This is a genomic window from Variovorax sp. WS11 (assembly GCF_010499245.1).
Lineage (GTDB): Bacteria > Pseudomonadota > Gammaproteobacteria > Burkholderiales > Burkholderiaceae_C > Variovorax.
The window spans coordinates 1,649,267-1,673,578 of record NZ_JAAGOW010000001.1 but is presented as its reverse complement, the minus strand read 5'-3'; the positions used below and the strand labels follow the sequence as shown (position 1 = coordinate 1,673,578).

General features: G+C 68.8%; 28 protein-coding genes. 12 read left to right on the top strand and 16 right to left on the bottom strand.

Features of this window, described 5'->3' with window-relative positions:
* Nucleotides 1-11: 11 nt before the first annotated feature.
* On the bottom strand, nt 12-914 hold the full coding sequence (rlmJ, locus tag GXN78_RS08480; RefSeq protein ID WP_106557715.1) for a 23S rRNA (adenine(2030)-N(6))-methyltransferase RlmJ: 903 nt from the start codon (nt 912-914) through the stop codon (nt 12-14).
* Between the two features lie 78 nt (nt 915-992).
* Between rlmJ and GXN78_RS40785 the strand changes: the two genes are divergently transcribed.
* The 6 genes from GXN78_RS40785 (at nt 993) to mdtD (ending at nt 5,905) form a co-directional block, all read left to right on the top strand.
* Nucleotides 993-1,676 carry a hypothetical protein gene (locus GXN78_RS40785; RefSeq protein ID WP_181360578.1) on the top strand — a complete coding sequence of 228 codons (684 nt, stop codon included), beginning with the start codon at nt 993-995 and terminating at the stop codon, nt 1,674-1,676.
* A gap of 11 nt (nt 1,677-1,687) precedes the next feature.
* Nucleotides 1,688-2,917, top strand: coding sequence for a S1C family serine protease (locus GXN78_RS08470; protein ID WP_146163076.1), 1,230 nt, complete (start codon nt 1,688-1,690; stop codon nt 2,915-2,917).
* Between the two features lie 169 nt (nt 2,918-3,086).
* Nucleotides 3,087-3,518, top strand: coding sequence for a 50S ribosomal protein L13 (rplM, locus tag GXN78_RS08465; RefSeq protein WP_028249522.1), 432 nt, complete (start codon nt 3,087-3,089; stop codon nt 3,516-3,518).
* Between the two features lie 12 nt (nt 3,519-3,530).
* Nucleotides 3,531-3,923 carry a 30S ribosomal protein S9 gene (rpsI, locus tag GXN78_RS08460; RefSeq protein ID WP_106557717.1) on the top strand — a complete coding sequence of 131 codons (393 nt, stop codon included), beginning with the start codon at nt 3,531-3,533 and terminating at the stop codon, nt 3,921-3,923.
* Between the two features lie 131 nt (nt 3,924-4,054).
* Nucleotides 4,055-4,420: an iron-sulfur cluster insertion protein ErpA gene (erpA, locus tag GXN78_RS08455; RefSeq protein ID WP_106557718.1), complete on the top strand. Its 366-nt coding sequence runs from the start codon at nt 4,055-4,057 to the stop codon at nt 4,418-4,420.
* Nucleotides 4,421-4,483: 63 nt separating this feature from the next.
* Complete coding sequence (mdtD, locus tag GXN78_RS08450) at nt 4,484-5,905, top strand: multidrug transporter subunit MdtD (protein WP_106557719.1); 1,422 nt, start codon at nt 4,484-4,486, stop codon at nt 5,903-5,905.
* A 21-nt stretch (nt 5,906-5,926) separates the two neighbouring features.
* On the opposite strand, the gene GXN78_RS08445 is transcribed toward mdtD, so the two are convergent.
* From GXN78_RS08445 to GXN78_RS08430, 4 genes are all read right to left on the bottom strand, one after another.
* A complete protein-coding gene (locus GXN78_RS08445) occupies nt 5,927-6,241 on the bottom strand; it encodes a hypothetical protein (protein WP_106557720.1) in 315 nt (104 codons plus the stop codon).
* The gene (locus GXN78_RS08440; RefSeq protein ID WP_106557721.1) at nt 6,207-7,337 is read right to left on the bottom strand and encodes an IS630 family transposase; all 1,131 of its coding nucleotides are present in this window, start codon (nt 7,335-7,337) and stop codon (nt 6,207-6,209) included. Before GXN78_RS08440 ends, GXN78_RS08445 begins: the two co-directional genes overlap by 35 nt.
* A gap of 71 nt (nt 7,338-7,408) precedes the next feature.
* Nucleotides 7,409-8,524: an anhydro-N-acetylmuramic acid kinase gene (locus tag GXN78_RS08435; RefSeq protein ID WP_106557722.1), complete on the bottom strand. Its 1,116-nt coding sequence runs from the start codon at nt 8,522-8,524 to the stop codon at nt 7,409-7,411.
* 21 nt (nt 8,525-8,545) lie between these two features.
* Nucleotides 8,546-9,895, bottom strand: coding sequence for a M23 family metallopeptidase (locus tag GXN78_RS08430; protein WP_106557723.1), 1,350 nt, complete (start codon nt 9,893-9,895; stop codon nt 8,546-8,548).
* A 158-nt stretch (nt 9,896-10,053) separates the two neighbouring features.
* Between GXN78_RS08430 and tyrS the strand changes: the two genes are divergently transcribed.
* The gene (gene tyrS, locus GXN78_RS08425) at nt 10,054-11,286 is read left to right on the top strand and encodes a tyrosine--tRNA ligase (protein ID WP_106557724.1); all 1,233 of its coding nucleotides are present in this window, start codon (nt 10,054-10,056) and stop codon (nt 11,284-11,286) included.
* A gap of 12 nt (nt 11,287-11,298) precedes the next feature.
* On the opposite strand, the gene GXN78_RS08420 is transcribed toward tyrS, so the two are convergent.
* Nucleotides 11,299-11,910 carry an OmpA family protein gene (locus tag GXN78_RS08420; RefSeq protein ID WP_106557725.1) on the bottom strand — a complete coding sequence of 204 codons (612 nt, stop codon included), beginning with the start codon at nt 11,908-11,910 and terminating at the stop codon, nt 11,299-11,301.
* Complete coding sequence (locus GXN78_RS08415; protein WP_106557726.1) at nt 11,910-12,383, bottom strand: FecR domain-containing protein; 474 nt, start codon at nt 12,381-12,383, stop codon at nt 11,910-11,912. The genes GXN78_RS08420 and GXN78_RS08415 overlap by 1 nt, the downstream gene beginning before the upstream one ends.
* A gap of 136 nt (nt 12,384-12,519) precedes the next feature.
* Between GXN78_RS08415 and GXN78_RS08410 the strand changes: the two genes are divergently transcribed.
* Together GXN78_RS08410 and dtd are read left to right on the top strand one after the other, a co-directional pair.
* Nucleotides 12,520-13,464 (top strand): cation diffusion facilitator family transporter, encoded by a 945-nt coding sequence (locus GXN78_RS08410; RefSeq protein WP_239142647.1) that lies wholly within the window; start codon nt 12,520-12,522, stop codon nt 13,462-13,464.
* The gene (dtd, locus tag GXN78_RS08405) at nt 13,461-13,901 is read left to right on the top strand and encodes a D-aminoacyl-tRNA deacylase (RefSeq protein ID WP_106557727.1); all 441 of its coding nucleotides are present in this window, start codon (nt 13,461-13,463) and stop codon (nt 13,899-13,901) included. Before GXN78_RS08410 ends, dtd begins: the two co-directional genes overlap by 4 nt.
* Here the strand turns inward: dtd and ybeY are convergent.
* Nucleotides 13,895-14,347: an rRNA maturation RNase YbeY gene (gene ybeY, locus GXN78_RS08400; RefSeq protein ID WP_106557728.1), complete on the bottom strand. Its 453-nt coding sequence runs from the start codon at nt 14,345-14,347 to the stop codon at nt 13,895-13,897. The two genes, dtd and ybeY, sit on opposite strands and share 7 nt — an antisense overlap.
* A complete protein-coding gene (locus GXN78_RS08395) occupies nt 14,347-15,294 on the bottom strand; it encodes a PhoH family protein (protein ID WP_106557729.1) in 948 nt (315 codons plus the stop codon). The genes ybeY and GXN78_RS08395 overlap by 1 nt, the downstream gene beginning before the upstream one ends.
* A gap of 34 nt (nt 15,295-15,328) precedes the next feature.
* Here GXN78_RS08395 and ruvA point away from each other — a divergent pair, with 34 nt between their 5' ends.
* On the top strand, nt 15,329-15,901 hold the full coding sequence (ruvA, locus tag GXN78_RS08390; RefSeq protein WP_106557730.1) for a Holliday junction branch migration protein RuvA: 573 nt from the start codon (nt 15,329-15,331) through the stop codon (nt 15,899-15,901).
* A gap of 83 nt (nt 15,902-15,984) precedes the next feature.
* On the opposite strand, the gene GXN78_RS08385 is transcribed toward ruvA, so the two are convergent.
* From GXN78_RS08385 to GXN78_RS08355, 7 genes are read right to left on the bottom strand one after another with little or no spacing between them, the layout of a single operon-like run.
* The gene (locus GXN78_RS08385) at nt 15,985-16,260 is read right to left on the bottom strand and encodes a type II toxin-antitoxin system Phd/YefM family antitoxin (protein WP_106557731.1); all 276 of its coding nucleotides are present in this window, start codon (nt 16,258-16,260) and stop codon (nt 15,985-15,987) included.
* 54 nt (nt 16,261-16,314) lie between these two features.
* Nucleotides 16,315-17,262: a phosphatidate cytidylyltransferase gene (locus tag GXN78_RS08380; protein ID WP_106557732.1), complete on the bottom strand. Its 948-nt coding sequence runs from the start codon at nt 17,260-17,262 to the stop codon at nt 16,315-16,317.
* 9 nt (nt 17,263-17,271) lie between these two features.
* Nucleotides 17,272-17,955, bottom strand: coding sequence for a lysophospholipid acyltransferase family protein (locus tag GXN78_RS08375; RefSeq protein WP_106557733.1), 684 nt, complete (start codon nt 17,953-17,955; stop codon nt 17,272-17,274).
* A gap of 26 nt (nt 17,956-17,981) precedes the next feature.
* Entirely contained in the window at nt 17,982-18,416 is a 435-nt protein-coding gene (locus tag GXN78_RS08370) for a hypothetical protein (RefSeq protein WP_106557734.1), read from the bottom strand.
* Nucleotides 18,409-19,740 (bottom strand): phosphatase PAP2/dual specificity phosphatase family protein, encoded by a 1,332-nt coding sequence (locus GXN78_RS08365; RefSeq protein ID WP_106557735.1) that lies wholly within the window; start codon nt 19,738-19,740, stop codon nt 18,409-18,411. Before GXN78_RS08365 ends, GXN78_RS08370 begins: the two co-directional genes overlap by 8 nt.
* The gene (locus tag GXN78_RS08360) at nt 19,737-21,500 is read right to left on the bottom strand and encodes a bifunctional alpha/beta hydrolase/class I SAM-dependent methyltransferase (protein ID WP_106557736.1); all 1,764 of its coding nucleotides are present in this window, start codon (nt 21,498-21,500) and stop codon (nt 19,737-19,739) included. The genes GXN78_RS08365 and GXN78_RS08360 overlap by 4 nt, the downstream gene beginning before the upstream one ends.
* A gap of 17 nt (nt 21,501-21,517) precedes the next feature.
* Nucleotides 21,518-22,135 carry a CDP-alcohol phosphatidyltransferase family protein gene (locus GXN78_RS08355; protein WP_106557737.1) on the bottom strand — a complete coding sequence of 206 codons (618 nt, stop codon included), beginning with the start codon at nt 22,133-22,135 and terminating at the stop codon, nt 21,518-21,520.
* Between the two features lie 108 nt (nt 22,136-22,243).
* Here GXN78_RS08355 and ruvB point away from each other — a divergent pair, with 108 nt between their 5' ends.
* Both ruvB and dmeF read left to right on the top strand, forming a co-directional pair.
* Complete coding sequence (gene ruvB, locus GXN78_RS08350; RefSeq protein ID WP_106557738.1) at nt 22,244-23,299, top strand: Holliday junction branch migration DNA helicase RuvB; 1,056 nt, start codon at nt 22,244-22,246, stop codon at nt 23,297-23,299.
* Nucleotides 23,300-23,311: 12 nt separating this feature from the next.
* Nucleotides 23,312-24,241, top strand: a complete 930-nt coding sequence (gene dmeF, locus GXN78_RS08345) for a CDF family Co(II)/Ni(II) efflux transporter DmeF (protein WP_106557739.1) — start codon at nt 23,312-23,314, stop codon at nt 24,239-24,241.
* Nucleotides 24,242-24,312 lie beyond the last annotated feature (71 nt).

The window sequence follows — 24,312 nt, the reverse complement described above, 5'->3', positions numbered from 1 at the left end:
ACCGGTGTGGCTCAGCCGCCGTGGTCGAGCGAGAAGGCGGCGTGGCGGTCTTGCGCGAGGCGCTTCGCCATCTGCGGCAGGGCAGCCTCGAGCTGGGCCTTCAGCGTGAAAGGCGGGTTGATCAGGAACATGCCGCTCGCGGGCAGCCCCGGCCGGTGCGTGGCGCCGGTCGCGTCGGTCAGGATCTTGCTCGACTTGACGGTCAGCGTTGCGTGCAGCCAGGGCTTGCCGGCCTTGGTGGCCAGCGTCTTGAGGCGGCGCGGCAGGTCGTGCGACTCGGGCCGCGGAATGATCGGATGCCAGATCGCGTAGGTGCCGGTCGCGAAGCGCTTGAGTGCCTCGGCCACGAAGTCGAGCACGCGCCCGTAGTCGCTCTTTATCTCGTAGCTCGGGTCGCACAGCACCAGCGCGCGGCGCGAGGGCGGCGGCAGGAACTTGGTGGCGCTGCCGAAGCCGTCCTCGTGCAGCACAACGATTCGGCGGCCGGCCTCCAACTGGGCGATGTTGGCGCTCAGCGTGCGGGAATCGGTGGGATGCAGCTCGAAGAGCTTGAGCTTGTCGTGGTCGCGCAGCAGGTGCTGCACGATGAAGGGCGAGCCGGGGTAGATGCGCGCGCCGCCCTTGGGATTGAAGTCGCGCACCACCGCGAGGTAGCGCGCCAGGGCGTCGGCGAGCGGTGCCGCATCGGGCTGGGGCTGGGTCTCGGAGACCAGCCGCAGCACCCCTTCGGCCGCTTCGCCGCTGGTGCCGGCGTAGTCGCCATCGAGCCGGTACAGCCCGGCGCCGGCGTGGGTGTCGACCACCGTGAGGGCGGTGTCTTTCTCGAGCAAGTGCTCGAGCGCGGCAATCAGCACCGTGTGCTTGAGCACGTCGGCGTGGTTGCCGGCATGGAAGGCGTGGCGGTAGCTGAACATGAGAAATAGTGCCTGGAAGAAGAACGGGTTACGGCTAGACTCTCGCGCCGTTACAACCAATAACAGAGGGATCGAGGAATGCGAGGAGCCAACTGGCGATTTTGGGGCCTGTGCGCATGCGCGGGCGTTCTGTCTATTCTGACGGGCTGCGCCTCCGTCACGCACGGCACCACCCAATCGATCAAGATCGAGACGCTCACCCCCGGTGGCCAGGTGGTCGACGGCGCGGAATGCAAGGTTGCCAACGACAAGGGCGAGGCGCTCGCGCTGTCCGGCCAGAGCGTGCCGGTGCGGCGTTCGGGCGGCAATCTCTCGATCCATTGCACGCAGGCCGGGCAGGCCCCGGCGGGCGGACAGGCGGTGTCGCGCGTGAACGGGGGCATGGTGGGCAATATCCTGATCGGCGGGCTGATCGGGGTGGCCATCGATGCCGGCAACGGGTCGGGCTTCAACTATCCGAGCTGGATGCAACTGGTCTTCGGCGAGCAGCGCTACTTCGATCGGAGTGCGCAGCAGGGCGATCAGGCCATGGCGGGCGTCGTGCTCGGCACGACCCAGGTGGCCGCCGCGGCGCCCGCGGCTGCGGCACCCAGGAAGGAGCCTGAAAGCACTGCCGATCGCATTCCTCCGGCGCCGCAACCGGCGCCCGAGCCCGTGCCCGTCGCGCGCGCGCCTGCGGCGCCGCCTCCCGGCCCGGGCGCTGTGCCGCCGGCGCGGGTCTCCATGGACGACCTCAACGCCTTGCTGCCGGCAAAGCCGTGACGCGCGCGAGCATGATCCGGGCCGCCCTGTGGCTGGGTGGCGCCCTCGCCGCGGGGAGCGCGCAGGCGCTGGAGCCCGAGGCGCTGTTCGCCAAGGTGTCGCCCGGTGTCTGGACCGTGCGCACCTTCGACGCTCAGGAGCGTCCCCTGCGCGGAGGCAGCGCCGTGGTGGTGGGGTCCGGCCGGCTGGTCACCAACTGCCATGTGCTGGCCAAGGCGAGCAGCGTGGTGATCCGGCGGGACAACGTGAGCTACGGGGCCGCGCTCGAGTTTCCCGATGTGGAGCGGGATCTGTGCCAGATCAAGGTTGCCAATTTCCGCGAGCCAGCGCTCTCGATCGCGCCGGCGGGCTCGGCGCGGGTCGGGCAACGGGTCTACGCCATCGGCAGCCCGCGCGGGCTGGAGAACACGCTCAGCGAAGGCATCCTGTCGGGCCTGCGCGGCGGCGATGAGGGCCAGCTGCTGCAGATCACGGCTGCCATCTCTGCCGGCTCCAGCGGCGGCGGGCTGTTCGACAGCGAAGGGCGCCTGCTGGGCATCACGACCTTCGGCACGCGCGAGGCGGGCAGCCTCAACTTCGCCGTGCCCGCCGAATTCGTCGCAGAGATTCCTGCCCGCGCACAGGCAGCGCTGGCCCGGCGGCCGCGCCTGGAGGAGGGCGCAGGGGGCAGGCCGGCAGAGGCGCGCAGGCCGGGCGAGCCGCTGCGCGCCGGCGATGCCCTCGAATACGTGCGCGTCGACCATCTCACCGGCAACCGGTCGCCGGTCGTGTATCGGCTGGATCGCATCACGGGCGATGAGCTGTTCTTCAACATGGGCGGACGCGTCGAAAAGGCGGATGGGCGAGTGGTCTCGGTGACTTCGCCGATCGGCGGCATGTTCGATTCCTCCTCGCCGCCGGGCGGCTGGGGCCGCAAGGACGTGAAGCCGGGCATGCGCTGGCACATGGACTTCGTGGGGAGCACGGCACCTCGCTACCGCCATGAACTGGATGCCACGGTCTTCGGCGAGCGGACGATGCGCGTCGATGGGGCCGACATTCGGGTCTTGCAGATCGTCTACACGGGCTGGATCTATGCCGCGGCCGGCGCCGGGGCTGCCACCAGCGGCACACGCTTCGATGCCACGGCTTGGTACTCCAACGAGCTCGGACGCGTCGTGCGCTTCGAGGCCGAGCACCGGGCGTTCAACAATCCGGTCAGCACCAGGGAGTCGATAGAGTTGGTCCGCATCCTGCGCTAGCGCCGCCGGCCCATTTGCCTGCCCATTCTCTTTTTTCATATAATGGCAAGCTTCGCAGCGAACGAGCGGCCCCGCGGCGGAGCATTTCACCCCACCTAAGAGATTCCCGTCAGAGGAACACCGACCGTGGAAAAGGGCCCACCAAACCACTTCCTTCCAAGGAAAACTCATGACCAAAACGTTCAGCGCCAAGCCCGCTGACGTGACGCACGAGTGGTTTGTGATTGACGCGACCGACAAGGTCCTCGGACGAGTAGCCAGCGAAGTTGCTCTCCGTTTGCGCGGCAAACACAAGGCCATTTACACGCCTCACGTCGATACCGGTGACTTCATCGTCATCATCAACGCAGCCCAGCTGCGCGTCACCGGCGCCAAGCCGCTTGACAAGGTGTACTACCGCCACTCGGGCTACCCGGGCGGCATCACGGCCACCAACTTCCGCGACATGCAAGCCAAGCATCCGGGCCGCGCCCTGGAAAAGGCCGTCAAGGGCATGCTGCCCAAGGGTCCGCTGGGCTACGCCATGATCAAGAAGCTCAAGGTGTACGGCGGTGCAGAGCATCCGCATACCGCCCAACAGCCCAAAGTGCTGGAACTCTAAGGAGCCTTGAGAATGATTGGTGAATGGAACAATGGCACCGGCCGTCGCAAATCGAGCGTCGCCCGCGTGTTTCTGAAAAAAGGCTCCGGCAAGGTCACGGTCAATGGCAAGGACATCACCGAGTACTTCGGCCGCGAGACCTCGATCATGATTGCCAAGCAACCGCTCTTCCTGACCGGCAACGTCGAGACCTTCGACATCATGGTCAACGTGGCAGGCGGCGGTGAATCGGGCCAGGCCGGCGCGACGCGCCACGGCATCACCCGCGCGCTGATCGACTACGACGCATCGCTCAAGCCGGTGCTGAGCCAGGCCGGCTTCGTGACCCGCGACGCCCGCGAAGTGGAGCGCAAGAAGGTCGGCCTGCATTCTGCACGCCGCCGCAAGCAGTTCTCGAAGCGCTGATCGGTCCGCCGATTGCTTTGGGCTTATTGCTCGCACTGCCAAAAAGCCGCCCTCGGGCGGCTTTTTGGTTATTGCAGTAGCATCTTTCCGTTGGCCGCCCCGTTCGGCCTCTCCACAGGAGTCCTCTTTCCATGAGTGCCGTTGCCGAAAACGTTCAAACCCAGATGCCCGACCCGATCGTCTTCACGGACAGCGCAGCCGCCAAGGTGGCTGACCTGATCGCCGAAGAGGGCAATCCCGACCTCAAGCTGCGCGTCTTCGTTCAGGGCGGCGGCTGCTCGGGCTTCCAGTACGGGTTCACCTTCGACGAGATCGTCAACGAGGACGACACGACCATGACCAAGAACGGCGTGTCCCTGTTGATCGATGCCATGAGCTACCAGTACCTGGTCGGCGCCGAGATCGACTACAAGGAAGATCTGCAAGGTGCCCAGTTCGTGATCAAGAACCCCAACGCCACCAGCACCTGCGGCTGCGGATCCAGCTTCTCGGCCTGATGGCGTGAGCGCCAGACAAGGAGCCGCCTTCGGGCGGCTTTTTGCTGCCTGTCGTTTCCCCCCATGAGCACCTCCGTCTCCACGCGCAAGAGCCTGCTGTGGCTGGTCGCGGTCGGCTTCTTCATGCAGACGCTGGACGCCACGATCATCAACACCGCCCTGCCGGCCATGGCCGCGAGCCTGGGCGAGAGCCCGCTGCGCATGCAGTCGGTGGTGGTGGCCTATTCGCTGACGATGGCAATGCTGATCCCGGCCTCCGGCTGGATCGCCGACCGCTTCGGCACCCGGCACGTGTTCTTCGCGGCGATCGTGCTGTTCGTGCTCGGCTCGGTCGCCTGCGCGCTGTCGCGCAGCATCGGTCCGCTGGTGGCCGCGCGGGTGCTGCAGGGGCTGGGTGGTGCGCTGCTGCTGCCGGTGGGGCGGCTGGCGCTGCTGCGCACGGTGCCGCGCGCGGAGTTCCTGGCCGCCATGAGCTTCGTGGCCATCCCGGGGCTGATCGGCCCGCTGCTCGGGCCCACGCTGGGCGGCTGGCTGGTGCAATACGCCTCCTGGCACTGGATCTTCCTGATCAACGTGCCGGTGGGGCTGGCGGGCTGCGTCGCCACACTGAAGCTGATGCCGGATCTGCGGGCCGTGCAGCAACGGCGCTTCGACAGCCTGGGCTACGCCCTGCTGGCCTTCGGCATGGTCGCGGTTTCGCTGGCGCTCGACGGCGTCTCGGGGCTGGGCCTGCGGCAGGCCGGCGTGCTGCTGCTGCTGGTGTTCGGCTTCGCCAGCATCGCCGCCTACTGGCTGCATGCGCTGCGGCGCACCGACCCGCTTTTCGACCCTTCGCTCTTCGGCATCCCGACGCTCGGTATCGGCCTGCTCGGCAACCTGTTCTCGCGCCTGGGCAGCAGCTGCATGCCCTTCCTGATCCCGCTGCTGCTGCAGGTCTCGATGGGCTACACGCCGCTCAGGGCGGGGCTGATGATGCTGCCGATCGCGCTCGCCGGCATGGCGATGAAGCGGGTGGCGACGCCGCTGATCATGCGCTTCGGCTATCGGCGGGTGCTGGTGGTCAATACCGTGCTGGTCGGGCTCACGATGGCCAGGTTCGGCCTGTCCGCGCCGGCGCAGCCGGTGGTGCTGCACATCCTGCAGCTTGTGGCCTTCGGTGCGGTCAACTCGCTGCAGTTCACCGCGATGAACACCGTGACCTTGCGCGACCTCGACGAGGCCATGGCCAGCAGCGGCAATGGTCTGCTGTCGATGGTGCAGATGCTGGCGATGAGCCTGGGCGTGGCGGCTGCCAGCGCGGTGCTCGCGGGTTACTCGGAGGTCTTCGGCAGCGCCAACAACGTCCTGGCGACGCTGCATGCCTTCCAGGCGACCTTCGCGACCATGGGCCTCATCACCGTGGCCTCGGCCCTGATCTTCTGGCACCTGCCGCCGCATGCGCGGACCGTGCAGCCCGACCAGCCCGAGGTCTCGGGCCAGCACTAGTACGACATCCCGTAAATGGCTTTACGTAATAGGCTCGAAGTATGGGCCGAGCAGAGAGACAACCAAGTCGGCAACCGTGGCGAGGTCCCCAATGGCGGGCAAGGGCTCCCATCGGCCGGTGTGGCTGCGGAATGCGGCTGAGTAGGAGTTGCGCGCGAGCTCGGTGAGGCGTGCGATAGTGTCAAAGCTGTCGTCATTGTCGTCACCGCCATCTCTGTGCATCTGGATCAGCAGATGTTTGCCGTAGGGCTTGACGCGGGCGCGCTGATGACCGGTGAGCGTGGCGAGTTGGCGCTCGAGCTCAGCGGCCCTTCTTTGTACTTCGAACGTTGGCATGGTGTTTGAACCTCAGAGGTTCGCCGGTTTGTAGCTCAAAGCCGGCGAATGTCCATTTGAACGGCTGGGGCGCCTGGTTGCGTTGCGCCATGAAGGCTTCGGTGCGCTCGCGCAATTGTGCGATGGACGAATGACTGGCGTTGCGCAGGACGCGGCGCGCATAGATGCCGAACAGCAGCTCGATCTGGTTGACCCAGCTCGCATGCAGCGGCGTGAAGTGAAAGACAAACCGGTGATCGTGTCGGGCGTTGAAGTCGTCCCACACGGCCTGCGCGCGGTGGGTGTTGAGGTTGTCCCACACGATATGAACTCGCCCCTTCGGATGAGAAAGCGCGACCTGTTCCATGAAGGCCACGAGGTCGGCTTGGGTGCGCCGATCCGTACAACTTCCCATCACGCGCCCCGAATGCACGTCCAGGGCGGCGATGAAGGCTTGGGTGCCGTGGCGGACATACTCGAACTCGCGCCGCCGCGCACGCCCGCGCGCCGGTGCGCGGTCCGCGTACTTGCGCTCGATGGCCTGGATCCCGGTCTTCTCATCGACCGACAGCACTACCGATCCCTTGGGTGCCTGACGGTACAGCGCGCAGATCGCGTTGACCTTCTGGCGGAACTGCGGGTCCGGGCTGTGCAGCCACTGCCGCACACGGTGAGGTCGCAAGTCGCCCGCCTGGAGAATGCGTTGCAGGTGGCTGCGGCTGATCTGCGTGACCACGCCACGCTCCACAGCACGCTCGACCAATTCGTCCAGCGTCGGTGTAGCGCGTCCCTGCGTCTGAGCCGGCTCGCACGCCAGTGACAGCAACTCCAGCCGCTGCGAAGCGCCGATGCGCCGGGGTCGTCCGGGCCGTGCCACCTCGTCCAATCCCTTGAGTCCTTGCCGGGCCAATCGAGTGCGCCAATGAGACACGGTCTGCACTGAAACGCCAACTGCCTCTGAGATCGCCGTCGTCGACGCCCCTGCGTGGCACATCAACGCGATCTGCGCTCGAACCACTTGGCGCTGCTCGGCGGTACCTCGATGGGTCAATAGTTCAAGGGTCTTGCGATCTTCTCGCGACAGCTTGATCGCCTGCGCTTGTCGTCCTCGACTCATGCACCCGAGACTACCTCACATCCAATATCAATGAAAGCTATTTACAGGATGTTGTACTAGAGCGTGGCGACTCAGGCCGGGTAGATCGCGCCCAGCACGCGCGCCCCGCGCGCGCCCGTGACGCTCGCGAGGTTGCCGGATTCGCGGCGCATCGTGCTGCGCGCCAGCCAGGCGAAGGCGGCCGCCTCGACCTGCTGGGGCGGCAGGCCGCGCTCGGCCGAGGAGAGCACCTGCATCGCGGGTAGCAGGGCGCGCAGGCGCGTCATCAGGTGGTCGTTGAGCGCGCCGCCGCCGCAGACGATCAACAGGCGGATGCCCTCGCCATGGCGCTGCAGCTCGGTGGCGCAGACCAAGGCCGTCAGCTCGGCCAGCGTGGCCTGCACGTCGGCCGGCTGAGCTGCGGCGCCGCCCAGGCGCGTGGCCAGCCAGCTTGGATTGAACAGGTCGCGGCCGGTGCTCTTGGGTGGCGACTTGGCGAAGTAGGCGTCGGCCAGACAGCGCGAAAGCAGGTCGGGCAGCACGCGACCGGTGGCGGCCCAGCGGCCGCCGGTGTCGAAGGGCTGGCCGATGTGGCTCTGGCACCAGTGGTCGAGCAGCGCGTTGCCGGGGCCGCAGTCGAAGCCCAGCACCGTGCCTTCGCCCGCCGGCAGCAGGCTCAGGTTGGAGATGCCGCCGATGTTGAGCACCGCCACGGCCTGCTCGCCGCGGGCGAACAGCGCCCGATGGAAGCCCGGCACCAGAGGGGCGCCCTGGCCTCCTGCCGCGAGGTCGCGGCTGCGGAAATCGGCCACCACGCAGATGCCGGTGAGCTCCGCGACCAGCGAGGGATTGTTGATCTGCAGGGTGTAGCCGACGTCGTCGAATTCGCCGGGCCGGTGTCGCACGGTCTGCCCGTGCGCGCCGATGGCGGTCACGGCCGCGTGGGAGGTGCCGGTGTCGGCAAGGAGTTGCTCGACCACGCCCGCATAGACCCGCGCGAGCCCATTGCCGGCCAGCGCGGCGCGGTGCAGCTCGTTGTCGCCGCCGAGGGAGTTGAGCGCCATCAGCTCGGCGCGCAGCGAGACCGGGAAGCTCGCCGTCGCATGGGCGCGGACGGCGATGCGCCCGCCGGAGAAGTCGGCCAGGACGCCGTCGACGCCGTCGAGCGAGGTGCCGGACATCAGGCCGATGAAGAGTTCTTCAGCCATGCCGCAGCGATGCGATTGCGCCTAGTCGGCGCTGGCCTGGACGACGGAGAAGGCGGCCGCGAGCTCGGTGCGGGTGGCCAGCGCCAAACGCTCGAAAGCCGGGCGAGCGCCCGCCGAGATCGGTGCTCCGCCTTCCTGCTGGGCGATCGTCGAGGGGTCGTGGTACTCGCCGTTGATCCGGAACTCGAAGTGCAGGTGCGGCCCCGTGGCCCAGCCGGTCGAGCCGACGGCGCCCACGCTCTGCCCCTGGGTCAGGGTCTGGCCGGCCTTGACGTCGATGCGGCTGAGGTGCGCATAAGCCGTCTGCTGGTTGTTGCGGTGATTCACGATCACGATGTTGCCGTAGCCGTTCTGCGTGCCCGCGAACTCCACCGTGCCGTCGCCCACGGCGCGCACCGCGGTGCCGGTGGGTGCCGCATAGTCGACGCCGTTGTGCTGGCGCCAGCTGTTGAGGATCGGATGCATACGCATCGCGAAACCGCTCGACACGCGCGTGAACTCGACCGGCGAGCTCAGGTAGGCGCGGCGCAGGCTGTCGCCGCTGGGCCGGTAGTACGCGCCCTTCTGGCCGGGCTCCTGGAACCACAAGGCCTGGTGGAGCTTGCCGTTGCTCTCGAACTCCGCCGACAGCACGCGGCCGCTGCGCAGCGTCTGGCCGTCGGCGTCGAAGGTTTCGTAGACCACGGCGAAGCGGTCGCCCTTGCGCAGCGCGCGGAAGTCGACGTCGCCCGAGAAGATGTCGGCGAGCTGGCTGGCCACCGTATCGGGGATGCGCGCGTCGTCGGTCGCGGCGAACAGCGAACTGCGCACGATGCCGCTGGCCAGACGGGTGCCGGGGGTCAGGGCGTCGGTCTCGGTCCGGGCGCGGAAGCTGCCGCCGACCTTTTCGACCACCAGGCGCTTGAAGCCGCCGTCGCCGTCGGGCATCCAGCGGGCGCTGAGCTTTTGGAGGCTGTTATCTTGCGTGGCCTCGGCCGTGACGGTGCGGCCGGCGCGGCCGAGCAGCGCCATGCGCGCTTCGGCATTGCCGCGCACGAAGGCGGCCGCGGCATCGTCGGCAATGCCCAGGCGCCGCAGCAGCGCCTCGGCGGTGTCGCTCGAGCGCGTGATCTCGGTGCGGAAGAGGGTGAAGCCATGGGTGTCGAGCGCTTCGACCTGGTCGGCGAAGGCGAGCGGCTTGACCGCCTCGAACACCTGCTGGACGGGGAGCTCGGACGCATCGGGCCCGAGCGAGGCGACGGCGAAGGCGCCACCGCCGGCGGACAGCAGCAGGGCGGCGATGGCCGCCGTGATCTGCCGGGGGTATGTCCGGAATGTATAAGCCACCCGGGAAGCAAGCGCCTCCTCGGCGGCCAAAATGCCCTTGATCAAACTACGAATTCCAGCTCAGGTTCTGCAAATCCGCGCTGCAAGGGGGCCGTGTCGGGACGGGCGGCAGGGCGGTGCGGGAAGCGCCGCTTAGAATCCGGCGCTTGAAAAAGTCGGGCTGAGTATAGCTTCTGACATACGGAAATCTGCCGCAATAATTCATGAAAACGGGTTTTGTTACATCCACAAGTCTGTCCGATGGTGTAGGACGAGCCCTCGAAATTTCGCTTCGTGGGACTGATGAGTTGTTGCCCCAGGATGAGTGGGTGAAAAAGCTCCAGCGCTCGGAGGCCACCGGCCAGCCGCTGCGCATCAAGCTGGGCCTCGACCCGACTGCCCCGGACATCCATATCGGCCACACGGTGGTGCTCAACAAGATGCGCCAACTGCAAGATCTGGGCCATACCGTGATCTTCCTGATCGGCGACTTCACCACCACCATCGGCGACCCCTCGGGCCGCAACAGCACTCGGCCGCCGCTCTCGCGCGAGCAGATCGAGGCCAACGCCCAGACCTACTACCGGCAGGCCAGCCTGGTGCTGGACCCCTCGAAAACCGAGATTCGTTACAACTCCGAGTGGAGCGACCCTCTGGGCGCGCGCGGCATGATCCAGCTGGCCGCCAAGTACACGGTGGCGCGGATGATGGAGCGCGACGACTTCAGCAAGCGCTTCAAGGCCGGCCAGTCGATCTCGGTGCACGAATTCCTCTACCCGCTGATGCAGGGCTACGACTCGGTGGCGCTCAAATCCGACCTCGAGCTCGGCGGCACCGACCAGAAGTTCAACCTGCTGGTCGGACGTCATCTGCAGCAGGAGTACGGCCAGGAGCCACAGTGCATCCTCACCATGCCGCTGCTGGAGGGGCTGGACGGCGTCGAGAAGATGTCGAAGAGCAAGAACAACTACATCGGCATCAGCGAGGACCCCAACACCATGTTCGCCAAGGTGCTGTCGATCTCGGACACGCTGATGTGGCGCTGGTACACGCTGCTGTCCTTCCGCTCGCTGGCCGAGATCGCGGCGCTGAAGGCCGAGGTCGAGGGCGGGCGCAACCCGAAGGACGCCAAGGTCGCGCTGGCCAAGGAGATCACGGCGCGCTTCCACAGCGCGGCCGCGGCGGAGGCGGCGGAGCAGGACTTCATCAACCGCAGCAAGGGCGGCGTGCCGGACGAGATCCCGGAGCTTTCGCTCCCGGGCGCGCCGCTGGGCATCGCGCAGCTGCTCAAGCAGGCGGGCCTGGCGGCCTCGACCTCCGAGGGCAACCGCCTGATCGACGGCGGCGGCGTGCGCGTGGATTCCAGCGTGGTGAGCGACAAGGGGCGGAAGCTGGATGCCGGCACCTACGTCGTGCAGGTGGGCAAGCGCAAGTTCGCCCGCGTGACGATCAGCTGAACGGCCCGCGCCTCAGCGGACCTCGATGGCCACGCGGCGGTTGCGGGGCTCGTCGACCTCGTCGGCCGTCGGAATGGCCAGGTCGCGCTCGCCGCGGCCTACCACCTCGACCCGGTGCGCCGGGAAGCCTCGCGCCAGGAACAGCTGCCTGACCTGGTCGCCCCGGCGCCGCGACAGCTCGTCGTTGCGGGTCGGGGAGCCGACGGTGTCGGTATGTCCCGTCACCACGATTTCGCCGCCGCTGCGCGCCAGCGCCGCCTTGAGCGCCTCGTTCATCGCGATCTGCGAGGAGCCGGTGAGGACCGCGCCGCCGATGTCGAAGTAGACCGTGTAGTTGAGCACCGGCGGGGGCAGCAGCTCGAAGAGCGCCGGGTTCTCGGTTCGCAGCCGGGCCGGATCGGCCTGGTCGAGCACCGGGGCGCCGCGGGCCTTGGCCGTCGCGCGCTGGTAGGGCTCGGACAGCGTCCGTTCGTCGTCGTTGTTGGCGCGCACGATCACGGACGAAGGCGTGCCGTCCGCCTGCGGCAGCAACACCACGCGCGTGGTGGGAGGCGCGGAGCAGGCCGCAAGCAGCACGGCCGACAGGGCGGTGGCGAGAAGGGCGAGGCGGCGGCGCTGCACCATCACGGCGTGGCGTCCGCCTGCACGATGAAGTCCGTGCCCCGGATGCCGATGGTGGCGGTCTGGGTCTCGACGCGCACCGCATCGGGCTGCGTCTTGCCGATCAGGCCGGTGACCATGCGCATCGACCCGCGCAGCAGCGAGACCAGCAGGCCGCCGTCGCGCGTGGTCGAGTCGAAGTGGAACTGCTTGAGATCGAGCCGCGACGAGGGCCCCACCACCATCATCGTGCCGTCGCGCAGCACCAGGCTGGCGGCCGAGTCGGCCTCGGTCTGCAGGCGCTCGATGGGCGCGATGGGATCGCCGGCCTGCGCAGGGCGTGTGACGCCGTCGGCACCCAGCAGCAGAACCTTGCCGCGTACCGACTTGAGGATGCCGGCGTGCTCCGCGCCGATGGGCGGCGTGGCCGTCGCGTCGGCGGCAGGGGCCGTCTGCGCCAGCGCACCGGCGCCGGACAGGAGGAGGCCAGACAGCATCGTGGCAAGGCATTTATTAGTCATTATTGGTTGCAGCAAAAGTTCTCGATTTGCCGGCGGATGGTACGCGACGGGGAGCCGCACCTGCTGGCCCCGATAATCGGCCTCCCGCTGCGGCGCCCTGTCTGATCGCTTCTTGTCGTCCCTGGTTCCTTCTCCGTCGTCCGGGGCGCTGAGCCCGAAACTGCTGCTGCGCATCTCGATCGCGGTCGCGCTGATCACCATCGTGTTGAAGGGCGTGGCCGGCTGGCTCACCAATTCCATGGGCCTGATCTCCGACGCCATGGAGTCCTTCGTGAACCTGGCGAGCGCCATGTTCGCGCTCGCGATGGTCACGATCGCCGCGCGGCCGGCCGACGCGGACCATCCCTATGGCCATCACAAGGCCGAGTACTTCTCCTCGGGCTTCGAGGGCATCCTGATCTTTGCCGCGGCCGCCGCCATCCTGTGGGCCGCGGTCGTGCGGCTGCTCTCGCCCGAGCCGCTGCAGCAGCTGGGCTGGGGCCTGGCGCTCTCGGTGCTGAGCTCGGCGCTGAATGCGGTGCTGGCGCTGGCGCTGTTCCGCGCCGCGCGCACCCATCGCTCCATCGCGCTCGAGGCCGATGCGAAGCACTTGATGGCCGACGTCTGGACCTCGGCCGGGGTGGTGGTGGGCATCGTCGCGGTGTGGCTCACGGGCTGGCTGTGGCTCGACCCGGTGCTCGCGATCGGCGTGGCGCTCAACATCGCGCGCGAGGGCGTGAAGCTGGTCTGGCGCTCGTCGCAGGGCCTGATGGACGAGGCGCTTGACCCCGAGGCGCAAGCCTTGCTCCACGCCGCGCTGGAGCATTTCGCCGCCAGCGTGCCAGAGGGCCGGCAACTGCGCTTCGACGACATCGTCACACGCCGGGCCGGTCAGCGCCGCTTCGCCGACCTGCACATGCATGTGCCGGGCGACTGGACGCTGCAGCGCGCCGCGAGTTTGCGTGACGCCCTCGAGCAGACGCTGATGGATGCCGTGCCCGGGCTGCGCGTGACCATCCAGCTGCTGCCGCTGGGCATGGAGGCGCGCGCGACGCAGATCGAGGAGACGACCTCGTGAAGGCGCTGCTCCAGCGGGTCGCCGAGGCGCGCGTCGACATCGCGGGACAGACCGTCGGCGCCATCGGCCCCGGCCTGCTGGTTTTGCTGTGCGCCGAGCGCGGCGACGGCGAGGCGCAGGCGGACCGGATGCTGGCGAAGATCCTGAAACTGCGCATCTTCTCCGACGAAGCCGGCAAGATGAACCGCAGCGTGCAGGACACGGCCGGTGGCCTGCTGGTGGTGAGCCAGTTCACGCTGGCGGCCGATGCCAGCGGCGGCAACCGGCCCAGCTTCACCCAGGCCGCGCCGCCCGACGAAGGGCGGCGGCTCTACGAGTACTTCGTCGCGCAGGCGCGCGTCGCGCATCCCGAGGTCGCCACCGGAGAGTTCGGGGCGGACATGCAGGTCAGCCTGGTGAACGATGGGCCGGTCACCATCCCGCTGCAAATTCAGTAGGGGTTCTTGATCCCGAGGCCCGCGAGGATCTCGATCTCGCGCGCCTCCATCGCCTCGGCGTCGGCCTCGCCCGTTTCGTGGTCCCAGCCCTGCGCGTGCAGCGTGCCGTGCACCAGCAGGTGGGCGTAGTGGGCGGCGAGGGTCTTGCGCTGCTCCTTCGCCTCGCGCGCGACCACCGGCGCGCACAGCACCAGGTCGGCCATCACCACGGGGCGCTGCGCATAGTCGAAGGTCAGCACATTGGTCGCGTAGTCCTTGCCGCGGAACTCGCGGTTGAGCTGCTGGCCTTCCTCGGCATCGACGATGCGCACGGTGATCTCGCCGTCGGCCTCGAGCGCATGGCGGATCCAGCGCGCGACGCGGTGGCGCGGCAGTGCCGCGCGATGGCGGGCCACCTCGCGAAAGCGCGCGAACTGCAGCGAGAGCGACAAGTCGGCCAGCGCCATCAGCGAGCGCTCGCGCGTTTGCGCGCGCCGTCGTAGGCATCGATGATGCGGGCCACCAGCGGATGCCGCACCACGTCGGCACTCGTGAAATGCGTGATGGCGATGCCGTTGACCCGCCTGAGCACCCGCTCGGCATCGATCAGGCCGCTCAGCTGCTGCTTGGGCAGGTCGATCTGGCTCACGTCGCCGGTCACCACCGCCTTGGCGCCGAAGCCGATGCGCGTGAGGAACATCTTCATCTGTTCGGGCGTGGTGTTCTGCGCCTCGTCGAGGATGATGAAGGCGTTGTTGAGCGTGCGCCCGCGCATGAAGGCCAGCGGCGCGATCTCCAGCGTGTTGCGCTCGAAAGCCTTCTGCACGCGGTCGAAGCCCATCAGGTCGTACAGCGCGTCGTAGAGCGGGCGCAGGTAGGGGTCGACCTTCTGCGTCAGGTCGCCCGGCAGGAAGCCGAGGCGCTCGCCGGCCTCCACCGCCGGGCGCGTGAGCACGATGCGCTGCACCGCGCTGCGCTCCAGCGCATCGACCGCGCTGGCCACGGCCAGGTAGGTCTTGCCGGTGCCGGCCGGGCCGATGCCCAGGGTGATGTCGTGCTCGGCGATGTTGTGCAGGTAGACGCTCTGATTGGGCGTGCGCGCGCGCAAGTCGGTGCGGCGCGTGGCCAGCGTGATCGCGCCGTCCTCGGCTTCGCCCAGCGTGCTGTCGCCGGCCAGCGTGAGCTGCACCACGGCCGCATCGATGGGGCGCTGGGCGATCTCGTAGAGGGCCTGGAGCACCTCCATCGCGCGCTGCGCATTCACCTTGTGGCCTTCGATCTTGAACTGCTCGTGCCGGTGCGCGACCTTGACGTCCAGCGCTTCCTCGATGCGGCGCAGGTGCCCGTCCAGCGGCCCGCAGAGGTGGCTCAGGCGGGTGTTGTTGGGCGGGGCGAAGGTGTGTCGCAGAATCACGCGGATTTCATTTTCAAAAGCGAAAAGGGCACCCATGATAGGCAAACTCACCGGCATCCTCGCCGAGCGCAATCCGCCGCAGGTGGTGGTGGACTGCAACGGCGTCGGCTACGAGGTCGACGTGCCGATGAGCACTTTCTACAACCTGCCCTCGACGGGCGAGCGCGTCTCGCTGCTCACCCACTTCGTCGTGCGCGAGGACGCGCAGATCCTCTACGGCTTCGGTACCGCCGAGGAGCGCGCCACCTTCCGCCAGCTGATCAAGATCTCCGGCGTGGGGCCGCGCACGGCGCTGGGCCTGCTGAGCGGCATGAGCGTGGGGGAGCTGGCGCAGGCCGTCACGCTGCAGGAGGCGGGGCGGCTGGTGAAGATCCCGGGCATCGGCAAGAAGACGGCCGAGCGCCTTTTGCTCGAGCTCAAGGGCAAGCTGGGCGCCGACATCGGCGCACCCGCGCATGCCGCCACCGATGCGCAGGCCGACATCCTGCAGGCGCTGGTCGCGCTGGGCTACAGCGACCGCGAGGCGGCGGCGGCGCTCAAGGCGCTGCCGAAGGATGTGGCGGTGGGGGAGGGCATCAAGCTTGCATTGAAGGCGCTGGCGAAATAGGCAGCCCCTATTTGAAGTGCGACGGAGGGGGTCGTCATGCACGTCGAACAAGCCAAAGTTATCGCCATCCGGCGTTCCCGCTATCAGTCGGTGGCGCGGTTCGCGCGCAGTCGGGTCGCGACCTCAGCCGCTGACTTGATCTTTCCGGCGGCCAGCTCCTGGTTGCCCAGCGCCAAGGTCTTCAGGAGCGCAAGTGTTTCTTGGGTTTCCTCGAACGAGGCGACGTCTTGCAGGACCGCCTTGGCTTCCCCGTTCTGGGTGATGACCAGCGGCTCGCGCTGGCCGGCCAACTGCGCGAGAACCTTGGCCGTGTTGGCTCTGAGGTAACTGATCGGCTTGACTTGAGACGAGTAGCGCATGGCGAAGCTCCAAGTGACGAACAAGACTGAAGATGGTCGTTACCTGCTCATCAGCTAAGGCACCCACCAGAACCGCAGCGCATGGAAGTAGATCGGCGCCGCAAAAATTACCGAGTCGAGCCGGTCCAGCATGCCGCCGTGGCCCTCGATCATGGTGCCCCAGTCCTTGACGCCGCGGTCGCGCTTGATGGCCGACATCACCAGGCCACCGAAGAAGCCCATCACGCAGATGGTGAGCGCCATCAGCGCCGCCTGCCATGGGTTGAAGGGCGTGGCCCAGTAGAGCGCCGCGCCCAGCGCGGTGGCGCTGGCGACGCCGCCGACCAGGCCTTCCCAGGTCTTCGAGGGCGAAAGCTCGGGCGCCACCTTGCGCTTGCCGAAGAGCTTGCCCCACACGTACTGCAGCACGTCGCTTCCCTGCACCACGATCACGAGGAAGGCGATCAACAGCAGGTTGCGGCCCTCGAAGCCGGGGATCGGCAGCGTGAGCAGCGCCGGCACGTGGCTGATGCAGAACACGCAGACCATCAGCCCCCACTGCACCTTGGACGTGCGCTCCAGGAAGCGCTTGGTGTCGCCACCCACGGCCGCGAGGATGGGCAGCACGAGGAAGGCGTAGACCGGAATGAAGATCGCGTAGAGGCCGTACCACTCGATCCAGATCAGGAAGTACTGCACCGGCAGCGCCACGAAGAAGGCCAGCGCGATCGCATGGTGGTCGCCGCGGCGCGTGTAGGCCAGGCTCATGAATTCGCGCAGGGCATAGAAGGAGATCAGGTAGAAGAGCACGATCACCCCGCCCTTGCCGAGGGCGAAGGCCAAACCGATCACGGCGACCATCACCCACCAGGCGTTCACCCGCGCGTTGAGGTTGTCGATCACCGAATGGGGCTGGCCCTGCGCGACGCGCCACTTGAGCAGCGCACCGATGGCCGAGGCGAGGATCAGGACGCCGGCGACGCCGCCGAACAGCATCCAGGTGGCATGGGTGGAAGCGGTCATGGCGCTCGATCAGTGTTCTTCACGGTCGTATTCGGGCTGAAGGTCGAGCATTGCGGCCCGCGCCCGCGCGATGAACGCGGCCTTGTCTTCACCCTCGGCCAGCGTGATCGGCGCGCCGTAGCGCACCGTGCAGGCCAGCGGCACCGGCACCAGCATGCCCTTGGGCAGCACGCGCTTGAGGTTCTCGATCCACACCGGCACCAGCCGCACCTGCGGGCAGGCGCGCGCGAGGTGGTAGAGGCCGCTCTTCAGCGGCAGCAGCACCTCCTCGCCGATGTTGCGGGTGCCCTCGGGGAACATGATCAGCGAGTCGCCGGCCTGCAGCGCCTCGGTCATCTGGTCGACGGGGTTGAGGGCCGCCTGGCTGCCGGGCGCGGCGCTGCCGTCGCGGCGGATCATCAGGGCGTTGAACACGTCACGCCCGATGAAGCGGCGCAGCGCCGAGGCCTCCCAGTAGTCCTGTCCGGCCACGGGGCGCGTGAGGGCGCGCAGGTCGGGCGGCAGCGTGGCCCACAGCAGCACGAAGTCGCCGTGGCTGGTGTGATTCGCGAAGTAGAGGGTCTGCTCGGCCTTGGGGCCCGTGCCGCTCCAGATGGCGCGCACGCCGGTCAGCAGCTTGGCGAAGAGCACGATCAGCCAGGCCGAGACAACGGCGGCCGCCTGGCGCGGCAGGCCGGGGGCGGGAGAACTCATGAACGGGGCTCCTTGCGATCCATGGCTCAGCGCGAGTCCTGCATCGCGAGCGCCATGGCGAAGATGACGGTTTGCGCAATCACCGCGATGCCGTGGCGCTGCATGAGTTGCCGGGCGCCGAGCACGCGCCCGGCCAGGGGCCGCGTGCCGTCCGTGCCGCGGCGCAGGCCGAGCGTCGCGAGTGCGTGGTCCATGGCGGGCTTCGAAGCGATCGTGCTCCGGGCCAGCCCGTCGAACAGTGCCGCGTCGAGCTGCACGCGCAGTGCCAGGTAGCGCTCGGGCAGGCCGATCAGCGCGACGGCGGCGAAGGCGGCCCAGGTGGCCGAAGGCAGGGAGCGCCCGGTCAGCGCCAGCACCAGGCCCGAGATGAGGGAGAGCGCGAGGCCCCACAAGGCCAGCGCGCTGCCGGCCCGGAGCAGGCCGGCAGTGGTGGCGCACAGGGCGCGGTCGTCGTCATTCATGGCGTACCTTCCCGGAAGTCAGCTGGTCCAGCAGGGCGAGCCAGCCTGCGCGCAGCACGATCTGCGGCCGCGCCTGGCGTACTGCCGCGTGCGCCGTGGCCAGGGTGCCGGCCGCGCCATGCAGGCCCAGCCAGGCGACGACCGAGGCCGCGCTGCGCGAGAAGCCCAGCGCGCAGCAGACCCAGACGGGCTGGCCGGTGCCGCGCAACCCTTCGATCACCACGGCCGCGCGTCGCAGCTGCGTGGCGGCCGGCAGCGCGAGATCCAGCATCGGCACGCAGCGGGCGCCGGGCACGGGCGGCAACTGCAGCTCGGCGCACAGGCCGAGCAGCCGGGGGCGGCCCGCCGCTTCCCATTCGGTCAGGCTGGGCCGCCGGCCCAGTCGCAGGCCCGGCGCGACTTCGACCGAGGCCGGCAGGCCGCGCGTCCAGAGCCGGGCGCTGAGGGCGGCGCCAAGGCGATAGGGTGCGAACAGCCAGCGCGCGCTCCAGTGCATGCGGCCATGGCGGTCCATCCGGAAGCCGCGGGGGCCGAAGCCCGCGTAGTTGAGCGCCACCAGCGCCAGTGCCGCGGCCGGCCAGGCCAGCCACAGCGCCGGGCCCTGGAGGCTCAGCGCGACGGTGAGGAAGAGCAGGGCCCCGGCGGCGTAGCAGCCCGCAAGCTTCCAGCGCTGCGGATCGCGCGCGACCCGCCACGCGCGCGGCAGCGCCACCACGCGCTCCAGCGGCCAGAGCCACACGCAAATCAAGCCCAGCAGCGCGCCGGTCGGGATGTCGATGAAATGGTGCTGCCAGGTGCTGAGCACCGAGGCGCAGATCGCGAAGGCCCAGAGGTGCAGCACGATGCGCGCCCAGGGCGCGTGGATCAGGCGCCGGTAGAAATCCCACAGGATCACGGCCAGCGCGATGTGCAGCGAGGGCGCCTGGTTGAAGGGCTGGTCGAAGCCGCGCAGCGCGTTGAACAGGAAGGCCGGCGCACCCTCGACGGCGGGCTGGCCGAAGCTGAAGCGCAGCGGCCAGAGGATGAAGCAGGCGACCGCCACCGCCTGCGCCGTCAGCAGCCGCGCCGCATGGCGGTCCAGCACGTGGCGGTCGCGCGCGAGAAAGAGCGAGAGCGCGTAGAAGGCGTTGATGGTCCAGTAGGGGAAGATGGTCCAGGGCCAGAAGGGCAGGCTGCGTTCCCACTCGAAGACCAGCACCGGCACCTGGGCGCGGGTCGAGGCCCACCAGTTCGCGAAGCCGTAGCTGGCATAGAACAGCGGGCCCAGCAGCGCCAGCCAGCCGGCGGCGCGTTTCCAGGGGCGAGGACGAGGCCGCCTCGTCATGGCCCCGTGCGCACCGCGAGCGAGACGGTGAAGATCCCCCACTCGTCGATGCGCTGGTCGATTTTGCGAAAGCCCGCGGCCTCGACCAGCTGGTCCATTTCGGCCTGCGTGCGCCGGCGCATCACCCAGGCCTGGCCCTGGCGGTGGCTGGTGAGGGCGCGGGCAATCATCTCCAGCTGAGGATGCCAGGGCTGGCCGGTGTAGACCAGGTAGCCGCGGTCCTCGACCGCGTCGCCCACGCCGGCCAGCGAGCGGCTCACCATCTCGTTGTCGGGGAAGAGCTCGTACAGGCCCGAGACCACCGCGAGCGTGGGCCGCGGCGTCACGCTCGCCAGGCTCATGCGGTCGAAGGCATCGGCCTGCACGAACTGCGCGCTGCCCTGCAGCTCCTTCTCGGCGATCAGCGCGCGGCCGTCGCGCACGTTGATGTCGCTGTAGTCGCGCAGCAGGATCGAGCTTGCCTTGACCGGGCTGGCCAGCACGGCGTCGAGCACGTAGCGGCCGTGGCCGGCGGCAATGTCCATCAGGCGCACCTCGCGGTGCTGCTCGGCCAACAGCTCCATGGCCTTGCGCAGCAGTTCCTCGACGTGCAGCTTGCGCTGGCGGATGCCGCGCCAGCCGATGGAATCCAGGTAGGTCCGATCGACCATCCGGCCCAGCGGGCCGGCGCCCTGCGCCTGGTTGCGATACACGTAGTCCAGCGTGCTGCCCGAGTCGAAGCCCGTTTCGTGGCCCAGCTCGACGCCACGCGACAGCAGGCCGCCGAAGCGCAGGCTCGCGCGCGTGAGCGCCCAGTACGCGCCGCGCGGAGACAGCGCGGGCAGCGGCTCGGCCAGCGCGCGCGACTCGTCGGCGGTCGCGCCGCTCAGGTGCGCGCCGCGCAGGTCCACCGGCGGCGGGGGCTGGTCGAACAGTTCCAGCACGAAGTCGCGAATGGCCTTCACGGCAGGGCCGCGGTCCTTCTCGCCCAGCGTGTCGTGGAAGAAACCGGGCAGCTCCAGCTTGCGCTTGACCGCGCTGCCGAGCCGGTCGAAGAAGTCGTGCTGGGGCTGGCGATGCACCACCCAGTCGGCGCCGGAGATCAGCAACTGCGTCGGCAGCGTGATCGCATGGGCATCTGCCACCACGCGCTCGGCGGCCTCGTAGAGTCCCAGCAGGATGTTGACGGCGATCGGGCGCGAGATCAGCGGGTCGCTCTTGTAGCTGGCGATGCGCGCGGGGTCGTGCGTGAGGAACTTCGCCTTCACGTAGCTGTTGACGAAGAAGAGGCCGCGCAGCTTGTGCATGAGCGCGAGCCCGGGGCGCGCGAAGGGCACGTAGAGCTTCACCCGGAAGGCCGGCGAGGCGAGGGTGAGCCCGCGCACCCTTGGCGCGTAGTCGTGGGCCCAGGTGGCGATCAGCACCGCGCCCACGCTCTGCGCGATCACGTGGATGTCTTCGGGCGGCACGCCGTGCGCGCTGCCGATGTGCTCGATGAAGGTCTGCACGTCGCGCACGGAGGTCGCGAAGCCGGGGCTGAAGCCGCGCTGCCCCGGCGAGCGGCCGTGGCCGCGGGCGTCCCAGGCGAAGAAGTCGAAATCAGGCAAGGCCAGCTCGTCCACCAGGTGGGCCATGCGCGCGCCGTGCTCGTGGCCGCGGTGGAACAGCACAACGGCGCCGCGCCGCGCGCCGCCGGTCGCGGGCCAGTGCCGGTAGAACAGCGAGACGCCGTCGTGTGTCTGGAATTGATGTTCTTGTGGCACGCGGGGGGTGTCGCTCATGATGGGTTCGGGTCTCCTCAGCTGTGCGATGCGGCGCCGGCCTCGGCTAGCGCGCGACGGATGCGATTGACGATGGTCCATGCCACCAACAGGGCCAGCAGCGGCATGAGCCCGGCGCTCCAGGCCGGCAGTGGCCCGCCGAGCGCGACATACAGGCCCAGCGCGCCGAACACGAAGGCGCGGTCGCTCTTGCCGAGCGGGCCGTCGTAGCGGCGCGAGGCGCCCACCGTGGGGCCCAGCGCGCCGGTGAATTCGGACAGGCCTGCCAGCACGATCACGGCGCCGACCCAGAAAGGGCTGAAGGGCGCGACCAGCGCGAAGGGCAGGTAGAGCGCGGCGTCCGAGAGCACATCGGTCAGCTCGTTGAGAAAGGCGCCGAGCGCGCTTTGCTGGCCGTGCTCGCGCGCCAGCATGCCGTCGATGGCATTGAAGGCCATGCGCAGGAACATCCACAGCGGGATCAGCGCGAAGGCGGCCGCGGAAGGCGCGGCAAAGAAGAGCCACAGGCCGAGCGCGACCGAGACGACGCAGGCCGCGACCGTGACCTGATTGGCCGTCACGCCCATGGCATGCAGGCGCCGGACCAGCGGGCGCAGCAGGGCCTGGAATCGCGGCTTCAGCTCGTAGATGGACACGCTCACCCTCCTCGGTGGCGCATTCTGCCGCAGGGGCGCCCGGCTCAAGCAGCGAGCCAGTCCTCGGCCAGCCGTTCGGCCGACTAAACTGTCCGTCCAGCCTACGCCATGACCATCCAGACCGACGACTTCGCCCCGGCCCCGCAACGCGTGGTCTCCGCCGCACCGGCCTCGCCCAACGAAGAGGCGATTGAGCGGGCGCTGCGCCCCAAGCTGCTCGACGAATACGTCGGACAGGCCAAGGTGCGCGAGCAGCTGGAGATCTTCATCGGCGCTGCACGGCACCGCGCCGAGGCGCTCGACCACGTGCTGCTCTTCGGCCCCCCGGGCCTGGGCAAGACCACGCTGTCGCACATCATCGCGCACGAGCTGGGCGTCAACCTGCGCCAGACCTCGGGCCCGGTGCTCGAGAAGCCGAAGGACCTGGCCGCGCTCCTGACCAACCTCGAGCGCAACGACGTGCTCTTCATCGACGAGATTCACCGCCTCTCGCCGGTGGTGGAGGAAATCCTCTACCCCGCGCTGGAGGACTACCAAATCGACATCATGATCGGCGAGGGTCCGGCCGCGCGCAGCATCAAGCTGGACCTGCAGCCCTTTACCCTGGTCGGCGCCACCACGCGCGCGGGCATGCTGACCAATCCGCTGCGCGACCGCTTCGGCATCGTGGCGCGGCTGGAGTTCTACACGGCCGAGGAGCTGGCGCGCATCGTGCGCCGCAGCGCCGGCCTGCTCGGCGTGCCGACGGACGACGCCGGCGGGCTGGAGATCGCGCGCCGCTCGCGCGGCACGCCGCGCATCGCCAACCGCCTGCTGCGCCGGGTGCGCGACTACGCGCAGGTCAAGGGCGACGGCCGCATCACCGAGGCGCTGGCGCACAAGGCGCTGGCCATGCTGGACGTCGATCCGCAGGGCTTCGACCTGATGGACCGCAAGCTGCTGGAGGCCGTGATCCACCGCTTCGACGGCGGCCCGGTCGGCCTGGACAACATCGCGGCCAGCATCGGCGAGGAGCCGGGCACCATCGAGGACGTGATCGAGCCCTACCTGATCCAGCAGGGCTACCTGCAGCGCACGCCGCGCGGGCGCATCGCCACCCTGGCGGCCTACCGGCACCTGGGCGTCGCCGCGCCGCAGCGCGACGGCGACATGTTCGGCCAGTGAGGGCCCTTCCCCATGCACAGCCATGACCTCAGCAGCTGGAAGCACGAGCACCGCTTCCAGGAGGACAACCGGGCCGCCGAGCGCAGCACGCGGCTGGTGATGTGGATCACCGCGGCCGCGATGGTGCTGGAGATCGGTGCCGGCTGGTGGTTCAACTCGATGGCGCTCCTGGCCGACGGCTGGCACATGAGCTCGCACGCGGTGGCGATCGGGCTCAGCGCCTTCGCCTATGCGGCGGCGCGGCGCTACGCCGGCGACCGGCGCTTCGCCTTCGGGACCTGGAAGATCGAGGTGCTGGGTGGCTTCGCGAGCGCGCTGTTCCTGCTCGGCGTGGCGGCGCTGATGGTGGTGGGCTCGCTCGAGCGACTGTGGTCGCCTGCGTCGATCCACTACCAGGAGGCGATCGTGGTGGCGGTGCTGGGGCTGACGGTCAACCTGCTTTGCGCGTGGCTGCTCGGCGGAGCGCATCACCACGGCGGGCATCAGCAAGACCATGGCCACGACCTGAACCTGCGCTCCGCCTACCTGCACGTCGTGGCCGATGCCGCCACCTCGGTACTCGCCATCCTGGCGCTGGCCGGCGGCTGGCTCTATGGCTGGGCCTGGCTCGACCCGCTGATGGGCATCGTCGGCGCGGTGCTGGTCGCGAGCTGGGCGCGCGGCCTGCTGGTCGACACCGGCAAGGTGCTGCTGGACCGCGAGATGGACCACCCGGTGGTCGAGGAGATCCGCGAGGGCGTGGAGCAGGGCCTGGCGGATTCGGAGACCCGCATTGCCGACCTGCACGTGTGGCGCGTGGGCCAGGGCGCTTATGCCTGCGCGATCACCGTTGTCACGCATTCGCCCGCGCTGACGCCGGACGATGTGCGGGCCACCTTCGCGATGCACGAGGAAATCCGGCACTCGACCATCGAGATCCACCGCTGTCACGCGAGCGCGTGACGCCTGGCCGCAACGCGCGCGGCCCTGTCACCGAAGCTTCACTGCGCCGCCATGGCGCCGTCATCCGCCCT